Origin of the sequence: Paraburkholderia nemoris, from assembly GCF_905221015.1 — a bacterium.
Classification (GTDB): domain Bacteria; phylum Pseudomonadota; class Gammaproteobacteria; order Burkholderiales; family Burkholderiaceae; genus Paraburkholderia; species Paraburkholderia nemoris.
On record NZ_CAJNBO010000037.1, the window covers coordinates 1 to 17,513 of the forward strand.

The following is a 17,513-nucleotide window of genomic DNA, read 5'->3' on the forward strand; positions in this document are numbered from 1 at the left end:
GACGATCTGCGGAAAACCTTCGGTCGCTGGTTTGCCGGAATGAGAGACGAAGAGGCCGCGACGCTACAGGAGGCGGCATAGAAGCTCCAGCCCCCGGAATGGCGCGCTCTCGCGATCCGTTCGCTTTCGCGACGGGTGAAGGCCGAGATGCTGCAAAACTTCGGCTCGGCTGCACGCTCCACGGGCGCCACGCATCTCAAAGGCCTGCCGCGCGTTGACGACACTGGTGCTCCCGCAGCGGTCCGGCCATATCAGGTCGTCGAGTTCGACGGTCACCGACTGGACGTCCGTCTCAAGGTGGTCGTGCGCGACCCGCTAGGTTTCGCGCATGAATTCGAGATGGAAAGAGTGCGGCTGCTGGTGATTATCGACGTTTGCACGCGTGCCGTGATCGGATTTCATATTGCATTAGCGAGGGAATATGGCCGCTACGACGTCATCAAGACTATCGAGAATGCACTGACGCCTCACTGCCCGCGAACGTTCACAATACCTGGCCTCACGTATGGACCGCACGACGGCTTTCCGTCAGGGAAGATGCCTGAACTGGGCTACGTGACCTGGGAGTGGATCAGGCTCGACAACGCGAAGGCCAACCTCGCCGACGAAACGATGACGGCGTTGTGCGAATTCGTCGGCTGCCTCGCTGATGCCGGACCGAAACACAGTCCGGACGAGCGGCCCTACATCGAACGGTTCTTCGGCACGATTGCCAGTCGGCTGTCTTCACGATTGCCGGGATACACCGGTTCTCATATACGTGACCTTCGCCGGGCGCTCTCGGATCCGAAAGGCGATCTGCGTCTCTACGTCTCCCTCGATGAACTGGTGGAACTCGTTGAGTACGCCATCTCAGGTTACAACGGCACACCGCACCGGGGACTCAACAACGCGACTCCGCTGGAAGCGATGCAGTACTTCGTGCGGGGCAGGGAAACGATGCTCGTCTGGCTGGCAGAACACCAGCGTCGGACGCTCTGCCTGATGCAGTCGGCACGACAGTGCCGCGTACGCGCCTACCTTCAACAGGGCGTGCGTCCGCACATCAATCTGTTTGGCGTGCGCTACACAAACCATGTCCTCGCGACAAGTGCACACCTCATCGGTCAGCATCTGCTGATCTACATGAACGCCGACGACCTGCGCTCCGTGCGCGCCTTCCTGTCCGACGGCATGGAGCTCGGCGTACTCGAGGCGCAAGGCGCGTGGCGTGTGGTACCACACAACCTCAAACTGCGTCAGCAGATTCTCAGGCAACCGGGCAGGCGGCGAGGCAACGCTAACCTCGGTCTCGACCCGATTGAAGCCTACGTCGACGAGAAGATGAGGCAGGCGAAGAGAACGCGCAAAGCTGCGACGGAGCTCGCTCATGCGACGCGCCTGCTCGGATCGGCACCGACTGTTCGTCGCACTCCCGTCGGTCCGCCCCGCCCTCCCGGGACAGATACCGTCACAGCGGGCACAGCATCAGGCATGGATCCGCAAGCGACCACGGTCAATGAACTTAAGCCACGCATGGTGGTTCGGCCGCGAAAGCTCTCGATCGGTACCGGTCAGGTGTTTTAACTCCGCTGTTCAAGCTGCGAGGTGTGTCATGTCGCTTAAGATCCCGCGTCCGGTCGATCCATCGCTGCACCCACTCGTCACCGGCAACTATCGTCTTGCCACCCCGGCGATCGAGGTATTCTATGAGCTCGTCACGCGCTGCCTGCGCTACCGCATCATGGGCGCGCTCATCTATGGGCCGTCGCGGGTTGGTAAAACACGGGCCATTGAATACGTTCGGCTGCTCCTCGCACGTCAGTACCCGAAGATAACCACCTATCATGCGCAGTGCGAACACAAGCCGCGGCATGCAGAGGGCCCCTTCTTCGCGACACTGCTGGAGGCGGTAGGCGATCACGCACCCAACGCCGGCACCAGTTCGGCCAAACGTTCGCGCCTGTCATTGCGTATTCGCGAGGCAGCCGCGCGCTCAGGAAGCAATGCCGTGCTCATGTTCCTCGACGAGGCCCAGAGGTTCAATGAAAATGAATACGAGTGGCTGCGAGACGTGCATGACGTGCTTGACCGCCAGCAGATCAAGCTCTTCACGTTTCTCGTCGGGCAGGAGAAACTGCTCGCGCAGAAGACCGCCTTGCAGCTCGCAGGCAAGACGCAGATCGTTGCTCGCCTCATGGTCGACGAGCTCGCGTTCTACGGTATCCGCAATGCCCAGGACGTCGCCACATGCCTGAATGGTTACGATCAGACGGCCTATCCGGAGGGCACTCCCTGGAGCTTCACACGCTTTTACGTACCCGAGGCGTTTGACGCCGGCTATCGCCTGGTGAGCGACGCCCGCCAGTTATGGCAGACGTTCGAGGCTGCACATCACAAGGCGAGCTTACCTGGCAACCTCGACCTGCCGATGATCAGGATACTTAAATATGTTAGTGACAAAAGTCACGTTTGATATATGCTGATCCCAGAGGCGCACCCTCTTGTTGTTGAGTAGCAAAGTCTGTTTTACAGACGAGTAGCGGCGTTTGGTTTTTCGGCGAGACGGAGGCGAAGAATGGGATTCACGCGAGGGCGAGTCGACGCCGTTGAACTGGAAAGGTATCGATCTATAGGCTGCGAGGCGTTGCTTCCGCTTCTGGTCGATTACGTCAAAGCGGACGCGAGCTTCATTCCGATACGCGACAGTCATACGCACCGCTGGCACTTACGGGTGGGGGACCGCGAATTTGAGCTGCTAACCACTGGCCAAAAATGGTTCGATACACGGCTCCAGCGAGGTGGTGGCGGCGGTATCGATCTTGCCATGCATTTACTTGCCCTGGATTTCAGGCAGGCCATCACGAAACTTCGGCAGGTGCTGTGAGATACGTCCTCGCAAACGAGAAATTAGTCGTTGCAGGACGAGTCTGGAAGGGCTTTCCGCTGCTGCTCAACACGGGCGGCCAGCCAATGGAACCCGCACAGTCATTTCTCTGGGACTTGATAACATCGAATGGCCGAGTGAGCAGTCCGAAGTCATGGGATTCGTATGGCCGGGCGCTGTACGACTTCTTTGCTTTTATTTTTGCCAACGGTCTGGACTGGGTGCAACGCGGCCCGGCCGGCATGCCGAGTGCACTTGAAGCATATCGGGACTGGTCGAAGGGCACGGTCGGGCTTGCGAATACGACCATCAACAATCGACTGCGTGTCATTGTCCGCTTTTATCAATGGGCGGAGAAGAGGGGCCACATTGATCGCCTGCCCTTCGAGTTGGTCTCGATCCATACCCGTCGGCAGCCGGGTTTTCTGGCGCATGTCGACGCCACAAGCGGCAAGGTGAAGTCGCCAAGCATCCTGCTGAAACAGCAAGTGCAGTCCATCAGAATCCTGACCAGGGAACAGCTGAAGGTTTGCTATGAGGCCCTACCGAACCTTACCCATCGGCTCATGTTCTCCCTGATGCTTCGTTCGGGCTTGCGCCAGATTGAATGTCGGACCTGGCCGGAGAAGCCAGGGTATGTCTTCGACCCCAGTCGCCGGAAGGATCTCCGCTCGAACCAAAAAATTCGATTGAATCTTGACCCGCGCGACATGGAGATCAAGAACAACAAGCCTCGCAGCATCGACATGCCCTATGAACTGATGGAGGAACTGGACACCTACAGTGTTCGACACCGTCGGATGCGCGAGAGGAATCATTGCAATGGAGAAAAATTTCCCACCCTGTTTCTCACCGAGCACGGCACGCCTTACACCAAAGCAGCCTTGACCGCTATTTTCGCAGCACTTTCGAGGCGAGTAGGATTCCATGTAACTGCACACATGTTGCGACACTCCTATGCCACGTTTTTGCTTTGGAGCCTGCGCAAGAGCAGGACCTTCGAAGGAGAGCCTCTCTTGTATGTGCGCGACCGGATGGGTCATTCGGACGTCACGACCACGGCGATCTACCTTCATATGATCAACTCGCTGGAAGGCCACCTCGTGCTCGCCCACGAGGATGAGATTGATCAACTGTTTGCAGATGCGGAACCGTGAAAACAAGTCGCAAAAGCCACGCCGCGGCTCCTCTTCGAGTATCGATCGCCCCCGTTGGCGTGGAGCAGGGCGGTGCCACCGTCATACTTCCGGCCAAGGGCAATGCCACGTCACAACGCACACTCGACCTGTCTGCCTACCTTGGCCGCGGCATCGACGCCTGGGTATGGGCATGCACCACGCAGCTGCGGGCATTCCTCGCGGGCGGCGGCGCCACCCCGGCGACGGTGCGTGGCTACTGGGTCCATGGCTTGGTCCATTTCTTTAACTTCCTGATCATGGCCGGGGTGCCATGTCAGCCGGGGACGTTGGAGCGAAAGCATATCGCTGCATTCATCGCATGGCTTAGCGACCACACGGACTGGGCCTACACCTCGCAAAGGAGCTTTTATACGAGAACCAAGGCCGTGCTCAACGGTCTCCAGCGTCGCGACGTGGTGCCGGGCTGCACGGAGCTGTTCCCCGCCAATCCATTCCCGCACAGCAATGCGCGACAAAAGGGAGCGACACCGCTCTCGACCAGCGAGCGCGCCCGGATGGCCGCCGCATTGCGCGACGACATCATCGCCATTCACAAGCAACAGTTCAACGGCACTGCTTCGGCGGCGCTGATTGTGTACCTGCTGGCAATTGCTGTGCGCACCGGTGCCAATACCACTCCGCTTCTGGAAATGAAGCGGAATTGCCTAAAACCGCATCCGTTTATACCTAACATGATGCTGCTGGAGACCTTCAAGCGGCGCGGAAATGCAACCCAGATCAGGAGCCTGCGCTTCTCCAAAGAGGAAGACCGCCCCTTGGCGGTCGCCATGGACGGCGTCGGACTCGTACGGAAGGTATTGGCGATGACCCAGCCTCTCGCCGATGCTGCGCGCGACGACCTCAAAGATTTCGTCTGGCTCTATATCAGAACGGGAGTTGGCAGCAATTCGCGCGAACTCACAAGGTTGAGCGGATCCGCACTTTGTCTCGGCATCCAGGCCTTGATCGATCGACATCAACTCAAGGCAGACGACGGCGCGCCCCTGCAGATCAATCCATCGCGTCTACGCAAAACCATGGAAGACCGCCTCTGGCAACTCAGTGGCGGCGACCTCATCGTCACTGCTGCGCTGATGGGTCACACACCGCAGGTTGCGGACAATCATTACCTCGCCTGCACGAACTCGATGCGCGAGGATGCAACCTTCGTCGGGGAGGCGCTCCCCGAGATCTACCGCAACGGCGAGCACGGCGATGATAACGGTAAGGTAATCCGCATCGTGCCGATCACCGCGACGCGCGTGGGTGGGTGCAAAGATCCGTATTACGGCGACAAGGCCCCGTGCGACGGCACTCCCTGCGACGACTTCTTTACCTGCTTCTCCTGTCGCAGCTATGCCATCGTCGGTACCCCGGACGACCTGCATCGGCTCTTCAGCTTCTACTGGTTTCTGGAGCGGGAAAAATATCGCGCCCGAAGCAGCGACTGGCGCACGCAATTTCATCACACGATGCGCCTGATTGACTCATTCACTGCGGACAGTTTTGATTTGGCGCTGGTGCAAACCGCCAAAGAGCGCGCACGCGTCGATCCGCATATCTTCTGGAAATCGTACGTGATCGACCCAGATTTGACAGACCTCGAACATGGCTAAAGCCCACCGGTTCGCAGTCACCGGACCGTATCTTCAGCGCGCAGCGGGGCGGGCGCTGACCAACGCCTATGGGGTGTTGATTGAGCAGCCCCTGAGTGTCGCCGGGCTCGACGAGACGACCCGCCGCAATGTCGTCATCTCGGCCGTCATCGATAGCGGACAAGAGCGTGTGCTTTCACGTTATGGCGATTTGGTATGGGAAATGTGGCCGTTCGTGAGTACACCAAATACTCTTGAAGGGAGCAAGCGCCTCAACTGGTCACGTATCCCTGAACCGTTCCGAGAGGCGAGTAAAGCGGTCTTGTTTCGATACTGGCGGGTAGGAACCGAGGGCGCTACCCCGCCCGGCGTGGCGCGGCTGCAAAACTTCCTGGGCAATCTCGCCGTGTTCCTCCGGTATTTGGAATCAGTGGGCGTCTCGTCGTTCGCTGATGTCCATCCGATTCACATCACCAATTACGTTCGAGACCAGACAGATCGTGGCCATGTGAGCGGTACGCTAGCGAGTAAATTCTTCACTCTGGAAAGACTCTACGCGTTTCGGGATCAGCATCCTGATCGGTTGCGTTTCCATCCATGGCCCAATTCGTCCGCCACCGAAATGGCGGGACGCGTTGGACAGGCAAGGAAGGCCAGCGAAAAGGACTGCAGAACACCTCTGATTCCTGCTGCAGCGGCACAAGCCTTCTTCACTCATGCAGAAACCATTCTGAACAACGCCGACAGCATTTTGGATGAGCGAGATGCAGGCAGGCGTGCTGCGTGGCGGGATCCGGAGATCACCGCAATCCGCAATGCCTGCTTCTACCTTCTTGGAGTGCTGACCGGTATGCGAAGCTCTGAGTTATCTGGCATCGAAGTTGGTGCCGGGCGTACCGAGATCAAGAACGGTTATACCTTTCACTGGATCAAGTCATTCGAACACAAGACCAAGAAAGGTGTCGTCGAATTTTTGATGCCGAGCATGGGCCACGACGTTCTGCGCGTCCTGGAACGCTGGTCCGAACCACATCGAATGGGGCTGGCCGAACGGTTGCGGGGGTGGGAAGCGAATCAAGGGGAGAGGACACACGGGCGCATGCAGCAGATCGCCGAGGCCCGCGCCAATCTCGGGAAGCTGTTTCTTGGAAAGGGCCCTCGCGGCATTTCTCTGGTGTCCGGTACCGGATGGGGCGATGCACTTCAGACGTTTGCTAAGGCCGCCGGAGTGGACTGGGCTCTGGCGCCGCACCAGATGCGGCGGCTATATGCCTATTCCTTCGCGCGGCATCGGCTGGGCGGCCTGTTGTTCCTCAAGGAGCAGTTCAAGCACTCATCGATCAACATGACCCAGCTATACGCTGCCAACCCGCGCCAGGACGCCGCCCTCTACGACGAAATTCTGGAGGAAACGCGGCAGCACAAAATCCAGACTATCACCGGGTGGTTGGAAGGTGAGGAATTGTTGGCCGGCGGGGCCGGCGATAAAATCATGGCCTTGCGCGCGCAAGACTTTCCAGACCGGAAGGCGATGATCGAGGAAACATCGGACCGGATCACCATTCGCAGCACGGGTCATGCGTGGTGCCTGGCGCAGGATGCGGGCTGCGGCGGCTCCGGCATCTATGAAAAGGGGCGCTGCGGAACCTGTCGCAACGGAATCATTGACGGTCATTTCAAGCCCTTCTGGCAAGAGACCTACCGTCACCAAAGGGAACTGCTTGAAGAGGCCAGGAAGTTGGGTCCTGGCGACGTTAAGCGGGTCCAGCGCGATCTTGAAGAAGCCGCACGAGTGCTCAACGACTTGGGCGTTGAACTGCCGGGAGAAGAGCCGAATGGCAGCGAAGCGAACTCCTAGCGCCGCGGCCCCGTCGGAAGCGGTCAAACCGCCCCGCCGGCGTGATCGTAGGCGAACGCAGACTGAGCTGCAGCTGGCCCTGAACCGTCTGCAACGCGCCAGCAGGAAAGTGTCGATTGCGGCAGTCGCCAAGGAAGCCGGGGTGACGCCCGCCCTGATCCATAACACCTATCCAGACTTCGCTGAACACATCCGCGCCCTGCTCAACAAATCCACACGGGCACAGCGCGACGACAAGCATCAGAAATTGCAGCTACAACGGGCGACGACCACCCGGCTCTACGAGGTGATCGCCGACCAAAACAAGGAAATTGTTGATCTGGCATCGGTGAATGAAGCGCTGAGAGTGGAAATCCGGATACTCAAAGGTATAGTCGAGGGCAAGGTGCTGACCGCTCCGTTCGGGCGGAAGACCGAGTAAAAGTCATCGTTAGCGGAGTGCAAGGTGCGCGAAAATGGTTAGTTAAAAATTGCCCTGCAAATTCACTCACTCACGCGTAACTAAGAGGCCAGTTCAAAAACCCCTGAGGGGGCTGTTTACTTTCTCGGCAAGCTGTTAACCTTGGATGCCTGAACAATGGAACCCAAGGGATGGAAGCGCCGATCATTGATGACGAATTGTGGACACTGATCGAACCGTTACTGCCGCCGCCCAAGCCCCGGCGCAAAGAGCATCCTGGTCGCCCGCGCGTATCGGATCGGGCGGCGTTGAATGGCATTCTGTTCGTGTTGAAAACCGGTCTGCGATGGAACTACCTGCCGACCGTATTGGGCTTTGGCTCCGGCGCGACCTGCTGGCGACGACTGAACGACTGGCGCAAAGCAGGAGTATGGGATCGACTACACGAACTGCTGCTCGACAAGTTGCGCGAGGCCGGGCAGATCGATCTTTCATACGCTGCCGTCGATTCCTCGTCGGTACGAGCCGTTGGGGCGGGCGAAAAACTGGCCCGAACCCCACGGATCGCTCGCGACCCGGTTCCAAGCACCACATCCTCGTAGACGCCAATGGCGTTCCCATCAGCGCCATCCTGACCGGCGCGAACCGCAACGACGTCACCCAGTTGCTGCCGCTCGTCGACGCGATTCCCCCGATCCGCGGCACGCGCGGCCGACCACTTCAGAGACCCAAAGTCATCTATGCCGATCGTGGTTACGATTCCGATCCGCATCGTCAACGATTGCGCGAACGCGGCATCAAACCGGTGATCGCAAGGCGCCGTACTGAACATGGCAGTGGTCTGGGAAAATTCCGCTGGGTCGTTGAACGGACTCACTCGTGGCTCCACAACTTCCGTCGTCTTCGCATACGTTTCGATCGTCGAGCTGACATTCACGAAGCATTCTTGAAATTCGGCTGCGCCCTCGTCTGCTGGAACATCTTCAGGCGTACGGAGCAGCCTTTTTGAACTGGCCTCTAACTGTTAGTACGAATCTGTTCAGATGGAGTCGTTCGTCCGCGCCGTCGAGATTGTCCTCAAGGAAAGCGAGATCAAGGATGCGCCCGGTTACTGCCCGGAGCCAGCTTTGTGGACCCACGCCGTACAGCACTGCGGCTATATCCAGTCCCGCCATGCTACCGGACGCGTGCTCGCAACAGCGTAGCTGTGAAGCGCTCGAGGCAGTGCGCTTCCCTATTCTGACATTTGACGAATGGCAGCCCGGGAGGCCGCCGGGCTGCAGGTTCAATCCTGATTGGCTCATGCCGGGCGAATCCCTTGTCTCGATGCTGTGAAAATTTGCCTGCGCCAACGCACTGTCAGGCGATGTGCTGATGCGCCTGATGTGCCCCGACGCTGATCCACTCGAAGGAGTGATCCCTCTACGAAGCGCGATCGATCTCAACGAACTTCGCCGACTGCTGCGACTACCTGTGAACGTGTTGCGCACATCGTTGCTCGGCAGGACGCCGGGCGATCGGTACCACGCGTCTTTCAGGTATTGCCGGCAGTGCGCGGCTCACGGCTACCATAGTGTGCTGCATCAGCTTGCGGAGGAACATCGCTGTGCGGTCCATCGGCAAAGACTCCGGACGCGATGTCCGCAGTGTCGCCGGCAAAGTCCGTTCATGATCAACAGCAGCGTGATCGAAGCGCCATTCCGTTGCGTCTGGTGTCGTTCACATTTTTGCTATGGGCGCCTCCCGGTCCGTTCGACGACGCCGGCGATGCGACGGCAGGACCGCCTCGCGATCCAGGAGCGAATGCTTCTACGACTAGGCAGCGATGCCCCGGATGTGTCGAACGGGTAATGGCCGCATTTCGGTGCCGTCCGCCGGTAAGGCAGACTGCCCCCTCTTTTGACAAACAGTTTGTGGCGAAGCCAGAGGAAGGGGTTTGTCGCGAATGACGGTTAGTTGCACTTTTAGGGCGCCGACGCGAGGTGACAGATTTAATGACGCAATAGAGACAGATTTAATACGTTCTACGGCTAGGGCGGGAGATTTCCTGAGCTCATGGCGCACTACACAATACGTAGTGTTTGCTACATGTCATTCGGGTTGGCGTGCGCCCTCCAAAAGTCAGCCGAGGTTCGACCGGCTACAGATCCCCGCAGAGCACTTCGTCGTGAAACATTAGGAGTATTAGGGTCACAGAGGACCCGCACTACCCTGTCAGCATAGGCTTTCCCAGGTTTCCTGGTTCGATGGTCGATGTTTCACGGAAGCTCAATTTCACCTGCAATCGTCACTCCGAATGAATTCAGACACTCCGTCCGACAACCGCGAGTTGGGGCTTTCATTTCTTCCGACTGCGAAGTGAAGGTGTCGACGTTGCCGCGTCGCAGCCTTGCTCGATGAGTTTAAAATGGGGTCATATCAAGGCTTCTTTCCATTCCACGCTATCCGACAGCTGCCATAAATTGCGGGGCATATGGAGGCTTCTTTCCATTTCGCGGCATTCAGAGTACCCCACCACGAACCGGCTAACCAACGACGGAGATATTTTGTTGATCGGCCATCCAAACCCGAAGACTATTTGCGGATCATGACGCGTGGCTGTTACTACAATCCAAGGCTCAACAAGATCTTTTCTGATACGAACATGACGGTCACCCAGTTGCTCAACGGTTGGGTTTCAATGTCGCCCGTTCTTACTGAGAGTCCCGGCGAGCATTCGACTAGAGGGACCATCATTCGGAATATTTTCAGAAATCCGCGATGGCCCGTGGCCAGCAGACGTCATACGTCTTCGAAGCCTTGTTGAATTCTGACAGGGTCTCAGACTCTCCAAGCGAGGAGCCTTGGATTGACCGCTGGAGGGTCCATCGCATAATCCAGCGGAGAGAGATGGCAACCCTGCACGACAAACAGTCAAGGAAGAACATTCAGGAAAGGATCATCGCCGCGGTTCAATGAGGGCCCGCGACGATATGCCTCCTTGAGTTTGGCTTTTCACATCAGCTTTTCAACCCTTTGGGGAAATCAGCCTCACGTCGTGGACGATTGGAAGATCTGCTGTCATGCAGTCCTTCACGCCGCTGCGTCCACTCGCACGCCTCAGGCGGCTTTTGGAACTTCCGAATGATAGGTAGTGGCCTTAGCGAACCATACTCATACCATCTCGCGAATTCGCATCTATCGTCGATAGCGACTTCGCAGCATTGCCCCATTTTGCCCGCGCGCCGGCGCCGACTATCGCGCGGTTTTACTTCGCAAAAACCGAGGGCTGCGACGATCCGACGCCTATATGGGTTGATCCAAGCCTCTGCCGCATGCTGGCCGCCTTGGTCAAACTGGAGGTCAAGCATGGCTCATCCGTTCTCGGCTTAGACGCTCGGAGCCGCGCGGCTGACGAAGGTCAGCGTCAACTGGTCGACCAGACTGCGGCGCTGGTCGCAACCCGGCCCAAAGGAATCGGAGAGTCGGCATGTGGGTTCGGCCGCTGGTCTCAACGCGGGATGAAGGCAGGAGGGACTTCGACGCTCGACGCCGCGCATTGGCATTGGATAGACCCGGCGCATCGTTGCGTACCCACACAAAAGAGTTGAGGCGCTTCCTTCGTTGGGTCGGGAGCTGGACGCACCTAGGCTTGATGGCGGCCAACCCATGGAAGGCTGCGATGGACCCAATAATTCTCGAGCGCGATGAACTAAAAAAAATGTGCGACGCATTGTCAGGTGGCCTATGGGAAACAGTCCAGAGCTTCTTGGATCTCGGATGTGGGCAGGCTGCAACAAAGCAATGGCAAGTAACCCGCGAGTTAATACTGCTTACCGATGTCTCAAGTCTGTGGCGAGAAGATGCCTCGGGCGCGATACACGGCAAATTTCAGATTTCAATGCACGGCACAGGCACTGAACCGATCTTCCGTTCTTGCGGTGGACCGGGGGAGGGAGGCGCGCAAAAGGGAACATATGATTCCAATGAGCCTTGCTACGTGCCAGCCATCCGGTCGCATTGGGGCACCGGGAGTTCGATTGCAGTTCTATCCAAGCGTCCGCTGCGCCCCTTCTTGCTCCGTTTTTTGCGCTCCGTACAAAAATGGCAGACGGAATGTATGCCGTCGGTGGCCGAGACAGATATTCAGCGCGCGGCATTGCGTCTGGTTGACTGGGCGATAACTGGGTGCTGGTCGGTATAGACGGCCGTTACGGAGCTGACCGGATGTCGCTACACGAAGTTTTCCGACACTCATTCCAGCACGTTTGTACCTTCAGGCTGCGGCCGAAGGAGTTCCGAGCAATGTGATTCAGAGCGCTGCAGCATGCTCGTGTCCAGAAGACTTTCATTTATGTGTAGGCTAAAAAACGATCCATGGCGAGCGAGTTTGAGCGTTTCTACTCCCCTACAGCATTAGATATGAATGGCCGCATAGCCGAATATGAGGGTTATGTTTGGGCCTGTCGCTTTGTGGAACGCACCTGCGGAGGATTTGCGCATGGGCGGCCGACATGGGTTACCTCGCAAACAGGCCTCCGCCGAAGAGTGTGCCTAGTAGCACACTCTTTCGTCGCCCCGCAGCTGATGGAGCGGGGTGGCTAACGTCGTGCGGACCTGGCGAATTTACGGCTGGTCAGCCGATTCGGGTCGCCTCGCAAGTTAAGGCTCATCCGAAAAGTGTGCCTAGTAGCACACTCTCGTTCACCACCATGCGCCGCCGATACGCCAGGATTTGTGGCCGACCACTCAAGAAACCGCGCGCTGAATCCCCGTCGCGTAAAGCGGCCGCGATATAGCATGCGGAATCAAGCAGCCGAAAAAAAACCCGCATCGAGGCGGGCTCCAGATCCATTGGCGATGACTTCACTCAAGAGGGATCGCCGTTAAACAACTCGCTGATGACCTGACGAATCCGGGTCTCCTGTGTATCTGAGAGGACGCCCGTTTTGATTTTTACGGTGAAGCTGTTCACGTCCTTGGTAATGCTGCCGGCGTGAGTATTTCCCGCAAAGAACTTCTCAATTGAACGCTCGCGAGCCGTTGTGCTAGATGCACGACGGCCGAGCAACGCAGCAATTGCCGGCGCATACTTACCTTGGTCCAGACTTCCCGATACAACATCCGGCCAAAGCTCGCGGGCAGCAGCGACTGCATTCTCACCATGTTTCTTGATGACATTCGAAATCGCATCGGCGGCATTGCCACCAATGAGCGTGGGATTGATATCGAGATCGTTCGTCATGAACGCGGGTAGGCCGTCGAATGCGAGGTATCGGTAAAGCCCTCGCCGGCTCATGCCGACTGCTTCGGCCAAGCGTGTGCGATTCGGAAATTCTTTTGCGGTACGGCGAATGGAGATGGAAATCTCATAGTCGGCCAAGTCATCCCGACCGATGTTCTCCACCAGCGCCAGCACGGCCATATCCTGATCCGTGCAATCAACAACCAGGACTTTGATTTCCTCAAGTCCGACTAGTTTGTGTGCGCGCCAGCGCCGTTCGCCCGCAACAATCTGATAGGCAGACTCTGCACGGCGAACGACGATTGGTTGTAGCAGCCCGACCTCGCGAATGGACTCTGCAAGTTCAGATAGTTTCGCCTCGTTGAAAACCCTCCGAGGCTGCCACGGATTCGGCACTATCTCTGATACGGGCAGCACAGATTGCGCACCGCGCGTCTCCAACTCCTGAATCTTAATATTGGCCGCGGCCAAGGCGGCAGCCATCCCTGGCCCGGTCTTCGGTTTATCGTTTGTTGGCTTGGAGGCAGTGACCTCGTCCTTCGGGATATCTGAAGCAGCCCGCAGGTTGGCGGTCTGCTCGGCCATTCGAGCACGGATGTTCATTTGCCGAGCCTCCACTGTTCGACGTACATGTCGTCAATCCACTTGCAGTATTCCCTGAGCGGATGGCGAACCCGCTCGACTGTTTTCGAACTCGCGTCCTTCTTGCTCAGGTCAAACACCGTCGACAGTGCAAGCGCGCCGCTACTCATCGCCGAGCTTGCCGGAATTTCGGTTGTCGACAGCCAATCACCGTATGCCCGTTGAGTCCATGGACGAACCACAGATGCCGACGAAGTCGGGCTGTTATCGACCTTTGAAAGGATGACAGAAATGAAGTCGTAGGCCTTGTTGGCCTCCTTCTCCATGAAGTTACGCGCGATGTCGGAGAACAGCCCCCAGAACGACACCGAACTGATGAAGTCGAGGCTTTCCGGAACCAGCGGCATGACCATCGAATCGGCAGCCATCAGCGCATTGAGCGTCAGGTAGGACAATGAAGGCGCCGTATCGAGGATGATGTAGTCGTATTGGCTGCGAAGCGGCGCGAGACCTTCCCGCAGGATTGCCCAGAATTGAAAGCTGGGCTTGGTCTTGAGCATCGATGGGATGTAGAACTCCGCACTGAACAATGAGGGGTGTGCTGCGATGACATCCAAACCGTCCCAGTAGGTCTGCTTGACGAATGATGACAGTCCGCCTTCGATGGTCTGGTCGTAGATGAACGGTAAAACCGTCGAATCCTCATCAACCTCCTTCTCTGCATACAGTCCGCAAAGCTCGGAAAGTGATGCCTGCGGATCCAGATCAATGGCGAGCACCCTCCGACCGCGGAGCGACAATCCTTGCGCAAGACACATAGACGTCGTTGTTTTGGTCGAACCGCCTTTGAAGTTGGCCACGAGAATGACCTTTCCGTCCGCACCGCGCGACCCAGTGACCAGCGGCGACTGGTATATTTCGGAAAGTTGCTGCACGTAAGTCCGTGCCTCGGCCAGTGTGAAATGGCGGCTACGACCAGTACCCGATGCCTCACCCGCCGGCAACGTGCTCCCGTCCCTTGTGGCCTGGTAATGAATCTTCGTGCGATCCAATCCGCAAAGCTCGGCGACCTCCGCCGTAGTGAACGATGGGGCCGCTTTTCGAGGTTTTGGCGTCAGGATACTGTTGCGCAAGTCCTCAGTGAGCGTGTTAAGCGTCTCCGCGAAGCCCGCAAGTTCACCCAAGGTCACTCTTCGCGTTATTGCCGGGAATTCTGCTTTAGACATGGTTTTTAAGGTTTAGTCCGAAATCGAGACAAAGCGTAGAATACTAGAAAAATACAAAACAGTGCCACTAAGTTAACCTCAGTTCTTAGAAAACTGAGCTAAGTGGCTATCTTGAAACCAAAAATGTCTATTTATTTCATAATGTGGGAAGATCTCGTGTCGATATTGGAGGGTTCTATCCATGCGTTTTGAAATGTCATGGTGAGGGAAATTGTTGAACCAGTGGCGTCCCGGTCCGCAAGGTGGGTGAGAACTTTTGTTGAAAACGGTACAACAAGAGGCGAGCGAGTCCGAGCCGAAACATGGATAGGGCGCGATTAGTCTTGCTGTGCATCAAAACCAGCCGGAACGACAAGACGTCCCACAAGATTTCTCACCATTACTCGCCTCGCTGGCCCACCTCGCAATTCAGCTCACCATGGATCAGCGGCGGCGACGATTACGCAAAATCCCTCACCACGTGGCCTGGAGAGCACAACTTGGCGGCCCCCCACGACTCTCCTGATCACCACGCCGGAAGATCGGGCACAGCCGGGGATACTCCCTAACCACCGAGGCAATAATGCTTTTCTCTTGGTCCGACCGTGGGTTGCCCTAGCCAACACAAATTTACTCACCGTCATCAACAAAGAATCTCACCACCTTCTAAGGATGATCGCTGGAATCCCCCGGCACATAACGCATTGTCGGCTTCGAGGAAGGCTTCAACAATTCATCTCACCATCATGCCGACGGCAACAGGAAGCCTCACCCTGCGCGGGTAAACACTTCACTCTCGTAGGTGAATTTCATTCACCTTTGCCCGCAAAAGGGCTCACCTCTGAAACAAAAACACTCACCTTTCTCGGGTTAACTCATTGTTTTTTCGGGAGTTTGATTTTCTCTGTATGTTCGTGGGTTCGTTATTTCTAAGACTTTAAAATACAAAACCAACCGCTCGACGATGAAGTGGCTAGCATGCTCGTGGCGCAATGGTGAGCATAAATGTCGACTTGACTGATTGCGAAGGTGGGTGAGCCGAATTGTTGAAGCAGCGTTTTCATGGTGAGCCTTCTTGTTTTGACATCTCACCTACGCGTGTTAGAGTCTCCCGCGGCTAGCAACCAATAGAAGAGGGCCACGATGTCCACTGACGTATCGGCTCGCGCCACATCGCGCCAGATGTCGCTCGAACTGTTTGAGGAGATGTTGGCGACCGACACGCCAATCCATAAGTCAACCAAGGAAATCGGCTATCAGCGGAACAACGTTTTCGTTGATGTCGCGGACGTCGGAGTCACAGCGCGTCGCTTGCTTGATGCAGCGCATTTCATCGTGGCGCAGGAGTCAACAACACCCAAATACTACGACGTTGAACTGAGCTACTTCCGGTGGCTCATGCGTTACGACAGCTACAACTACAAGCATCTGAGAGCAGTCGTATCCGAAGCACAGAAGGCACTCATCCAAGTGTCCGCGGCACCGCAGGGTAGCACCTCGCCAGAACACGAAAAATGGGTTTCCGTGCAGTTGCTCGGCATTGTCGGTATCGACAAAGGACGCATAACATTTGAAGTCCCGCAACCGCTCATCCGCCACATTAAGGACCCGGAAAAGTCTCACTGGTTGAGCCTTCGCATCACGTCGGCCTTCACCCTTACTTACGCACGTGCAATCTACGACCACGTCATTGCATACGTGACGGACGGCATCACGGATTGGTTTGAAATTGACTTGATCCGAAACTGGCCAGGCAAAGCGGGCTCCAGCGCAACGGTCTTCAAATATTTCAAGCGGGACAGTCTCGAGCCTGCGGTAAAGCAGATCAACGAGGTCTCTGACATCGAGCTGAGCTACGAGACTCGCACCGAAAGCCCCAAGTCCAAGAAGATTGACCGGATACGCTTCAGGCTTTCCAGGAAGGAAGGGGCCGACACCGTCCGCGCGAGCTTAATTGGGTTGAAGGAAACCTACACTACGCTGAAAACCGAATTTGGCTTCACCGAAAAGCAGTTCAATATTATCTCGCAGAACCGCGCCATCTGGTCCGATGAACGCATCCTTGATGCAATCGAATACACCCGCGCGAAGATTGATGACGCGAAGGTGACAAAGAGTCCCTCCGGCTATCTGATGAAGGCCATCACTGAGGGCTACAAGCTTTCAGAGGCTGAGCGCCGGATGAAAACGGTACTGGCCCAGAAAGCCACGGAAGAACAGGCAGAGGTGACTGCCAGAGTCAACACGAGAATCGCCGTTGAAGCGAACAGTGCAGCTCGTGAGGAAGAAGCCAAGCTGCGATTAGCCGACGAGGTCCGCGCTGGTCGCGAAGCGTTCGACCAAGCTGACGCGCGCGCGAGGAAAGATTTCATGCGCGCGTACATTGCATCTCCCTCTGGTAAGCTGGCCATCAAGCGTCTCAAGTTCAACATAGCCACCATTGGCGAAGCAGACGTGCTCACCCACGCGGATCTTTCCTTCGCCTTCTATCATTTTGTGTACCTGCGCAACAAACCCAAGGCGGCTCGAACGCGCGCCTAACCGGTCGAAAATCAACGGGAGCGGGGCAGGTCACCAGCAGGCGTGTTGCGCAGGTGGCCGCGGC

Annotated in this window: 10 protein-coding genes and 1 pseudogene; 9 read left to right on the top strand and 2 right to left on the bottom strand. The window is 57.0% G+C overall.

The annotated features are described in order from the left end of the window. Nucleotides 1-111: 111 nt before the first annotated feature. From KHO33_RS36405 to KHO33_RS36440, 8 genes and pseudogenes are all read left to right on the top strand, one after another. Nucleotides 112-1,566 (top strand): annotated as a pseudogene (locus KHO33_RS36405) (integrase); the annotation flags it as partial. Nucleotides 1,567-1,594: 28 nt separating this feature from the next. Continuing rightward, complete coding sequence (locus KHO33_RS36410; protein ID WP_234480836.1) at nucleotides 1,595-2,455, top strand: ATP-binding protein; 861 nt, start codon at nucleotides 1,595-1,597, stop codon at nucleotides 2,453-2,455. 102 nt (nucleotides 2,456-2,557) lie between these two features. Continuing rightward, nucleotides 2,558-2,866 carry a hypothetical protein gene (locus tag KHO33_RS36415; RefSeq protein WP_200567604.1) on the top strand — a complete coding sequence of 103 codons (309 nt, stop codon included), beginning with the start codon at nucleotides 2,558-2,560 and terminating at the stop codon, nucleotides 2,864-2,866. A 137-nt stretch (nucleotides 2,867-3,003) separates the two neighbouring features. Beyond that, nucleotides 3,004-4,023, top strand: coding sequence for a tyrosine-type recombinase/integrase (locus KHO33_RS36420; RefSeq protein WP_200567605.1), 1,020 nt, complete (start codon nucleotides 3,004-3,006; stop codon nucleotides 4,021-4,023). After that, a complete protein-coding gene (locus KHO33_RS36425; protein ID WP_200567606.1) occupies nucleotides 4,020-5,660 on the top strand; it encodes a hypothetical protein in 1,641 nt (546 codons plus the stop codon). The genes KHO33_RS36420 and KHO33_RS36425 overlap by 4 nt, the downstream gene beginning before the upstream one ends. Continuing rightward, entirely contained in the window at nucleotides 5,653-7,497 is a 1,845-nt protein-coding gene (locus KHO33_RS36430) for a tyrosine-type recombinase/integrase (RefSeq protein ID WP_200567607.1), read from the top strand. Before KHO33_RS36425 ends, KHO33_RS36430 begins: the two co-directional genes overlap by 8 nt. Beyond that, the gene (locus KHO33_RS36435; protein ID WP_200567608.1) at nucleotides 7,475-7,918 is read left to right on the top strand and encodes a TetR family transcriptional regulator; all 444 of its coding nucleotides are present in this window, start codon (nucleotides 7,475-7,477) and stop codon (nucleotides 7,916-7,918) included. Before KHO33_RS36430 ends, KHO33_RS36435 begins: the two co-directional genes overlap by 23 nt. A gap of 170 nt (nucleotides 7,919-8,088) precedes the next feature. Next, a protein-coding gene (locus KHO33_RS36440; RefSeq protein ID WP_095422244.1) for an IS5-like element ISRme6 family transposase occupies nucleotides 8,089-8,906 on the top strand; the annotation gives its coding sequence in 2 pieces (ribosomal slippage) (nucleotides 8,089-8,437 and nucleotides 8,437-8,906; 819 coding nt in all). A gap of 3,840 nt (nucleotides 8,907-12,746) precedes the next feature. On the opposite strand, the gene KHO33_RS36445 is transcribed toward KHO33_RS36440, so the two are convergent. Continuing rightward, complete coding sequence (locus tag KHO33_RS36445; protein WP_234480837.1) at nucleotides 12,747-13,724, bottom strand: ParB/RepB/Spo0J family partition protein; 978 nt, start codon at nucleotides 13,722-13,724, stop codon at nucleotides 12,747-12,749. Next, nucleotides 13,721-14,929, bottom strand: coding sequence for a ParA family protein (locus KHO33_RS36450; RefSeq protein ID WP_200567609.1), 1,209 nt, complete (start codon nucleotides 14,927-14,929; stop codon nucleotides 13,721-13,723). Before KHO33_RS36450 ends, KHO33_RS36445 begins: the two co-directional genes overlap by 4 nt. Before the next feature lie 1,122 nt (nucleotides 14,930-16,051). On the opposite strand from KHO33_RS36450, the gene KHO33_RS36455 reads away from it, so the two are divergent. Beyond that, the gene (locus tag KHO33_RS36455) at nucleotides 16,052-17,449 is read left to right on the top strand and encodes a replication initiation protein (RefSeq protein WP_200567610.1); all 1,398 of its coding nucleotides are present in this window, start codon (nucleotides 16,052-16,054) and stop codon (nucleotides 17,447-17,449) included. The last annotated feature ends 64 nt before the right edge of the window (nucleotides 17,450-17,513 follow it).

Bases quoted from the DNA above. Each gene is read 5' to 3' on its own strand.
- KHO33_RS36410 (WP_234480836.1), top strand. From the start codon at position 1,595: ATGTCGCTTAAGATCCCGCGTCCGGTCGATCCATCGCTGCACCCACTC.
- KHO33_RS36415 (WP_200567604.1), top strand. From the start codon at position 2,558: ATGGGATTCACGCGAGGGCGAGTCGACGCCGTTGAACTGGAAAGGTAT.
- KHO33_RS36430 (WP_200567607.1), top strand. From the start codon at position 5,653: ATGGCTAAAGCCCACCGGTTCGCAGTCACCGGACCGTATCTTCAGCGC.
- KHO33_RS36435 (WP_200567608.1), top strand. From the start codon at position 7,475: ATGGCAGCGAAGCGAACTCCTAGCGCCGCGGCCCCGTCGGAAGCGGTC.
- KHO33_RS36445 (WP_234480837.1), bottom strand. From the start codon at position 13,724: ATGAACATCCGTGCTCGAATGGCCGAGCAGACCGCCAACCTGCGGGCT.
- KHO33_RS36450 (WP_200567609.1), bottom strand. From the start codon at position 14,929: ATGTCTAAAGCAGAATTCCCGGCAATAACGCGAAGAGTGACCTTGGGT.
- KHO33_RS36455 (WP_200567610.1), top strand. From the start codon at position 16,052: ATGTCCACTGACGTATCGGCTCGCGCCACATCGCGCCAGATGTCGCTC.